Origin of the sequence: Iodidimonas nitroreducens, from assembly GCA_000710935.1 — a bacterium.
Lineage (GTDB): Bacteria > Pseudomonadota > Alphaproteobacteria > Sphingomonadales > Rhodothalassiaceae > Iodidimonas > Iodidimonas nitroreducens.
Window position 1 is genome coordinate 1 of record BAYV01000042.1, and the last position, 1516, is coordinate 1516.

The following is a 1516-nucleotide window of genomic DNA, read 5'->3' on the forward strand; positions in this document are numbered from 1 at the left end:
CCTGCCCCTTCATTTGGCGGGCAGCAGAGGGCCATGACTATGGCGAGGGTCGCGAAGCAATCTGCTGTGGTATTTCCGGCTCGACAGAACTGACCGTGAACACTATTTTCTCCCGGGTATTTTCATTTATTTATCAACCGGACGGAAAGCGAGATGGCAACATAATGAAACGATTTCTGATCCTCCTGTTCTTTGCCACGAGCACCATGCCAGCGCTGCCAGCGCACGCACAAGGCTGCACGCTTCACACGCTCTCAAAATGCGACAACACCAACCAGTTGATATGGGATCAGGCTTTCGACGATGCCATGGCGGCCTTTATCGGCGACAGACCTGCAGGCTGGCTTTATGAAGATGGTACGATGCTGGGACAGGTTCGAGCAGTTCTGGGCGGTGGCGCAGACAAGCCTGTCTATTTTTCGCAAGGTCTTGTCCGCTTCTCCGCCTGCCGCCATCATTCCTGCGATGAAAAGGGCGCGGTCGTCCTCACCACCGAGGGCGAAATCGTCGCCGTCGGGGTGATCCATTTTGATGTCTCACGCGAGTACTCAGGCCACCGAATGCTGACGATCCTGACCAGAAAAAGAGATGATCGCTTTCAGGAAGTCGCCGATCACCTTGTTGCATGGCATGAGAAAGTCGTAACCGATTATAACAATTGGCTGAAGGAGCGCTACGGGCTGCCCGACACTTCGGAAAAACTCGGAAAGATGCGCGATCCCGAAATCGTCCTTCTGACAGGGCCGACGGTTCCTGAACACTGATGAATTCACCATATCATGGCCGTTGCGCTCAGGGCTTTTCTCGGCCGGATCACTTGCCAGGGTCCTTCAAGTTTGGGAACGCCTCTAGCAGTTTGTCGGCTTCTTTATTTCGACGAGGCTTAAATCCGTCTCCAAAATCGCGCAATTCCTCGAGTGCGCTTTGCCAATCGCCTTCGGTGACAAATTTCCAGAAACGCGGGGTGCCGCCTTCCTTGGCCGGAATTTTCAGATTAGGTCCATACTGCGTGGCCACACTGGCAATCACCGTCTGCGCCTCGGGCGGCAGATCCTGAAAGCGCAATTTGCTGTCACGATTGAAATTGCGCGCCACCTCCACGCCGATCCCGCCGCGCACGCGGTCGGTCAAAAGCTGGGCTTCCTCCCGCGTCAGGGTCAGCGGGTTCGCCGCCAAAAAGCGCTGCGCATCCTCCTTGCGCAGGCCAAGATAGGGCCTAAGCTCGGCGATCAGCGCCTCCGGCGCCCCGCGCCTCCGCAAATCGCCCTCGCTCTGCTGGCCCAGATCGACGCCCCCACCAACCGTCACGCCGCTGTCGTCAATAGGTTTGCCGTCCTTTATTGGAATATATGCTTTCGGACGAAAATCTTCTCTCTTGTCCAAAAATTCCTCATCAATCTTCAGGTCTTCTTTCCTGACCTCATCCGAAGCGCGCCTATCCGCATCGCCCACGCCCACGCCCACACCCTCCCCCACATAGTCCACAAAGCAGCGGCAATTGGCGGTCTCATCAAAA

At 56.1% G+C, this 1516-nt stretch carries 2 protein-coding genes; one reads left to right on the forward strand and one right to left on the reverse strand.

Annotated features, from left to right (window positions below; all coding sequences use genetic code 11):
- A partial coding sequence (locus AQ1_RS15340; RefSeq protein ID WP_042087579.1) for a hypothetical protein occupies positions 1 to 764 on the forward strand: 764 nt, incomplete at its 5' end.
- A gap of 49 nt (positions 765 to 813) precedes the next feature.
- Here AQ1_RS15340 and AQ1_RS11860 read toward each other — a convergent pair.
- A partial coding sequence (locus AQ1_RS11860) for a pesticin C-terminus-like muramidase (RefSeq protein WP_462687139.1) occupies positions 814 to 1516 on the reverse strand: 703 nt, incomplete at its 5' end.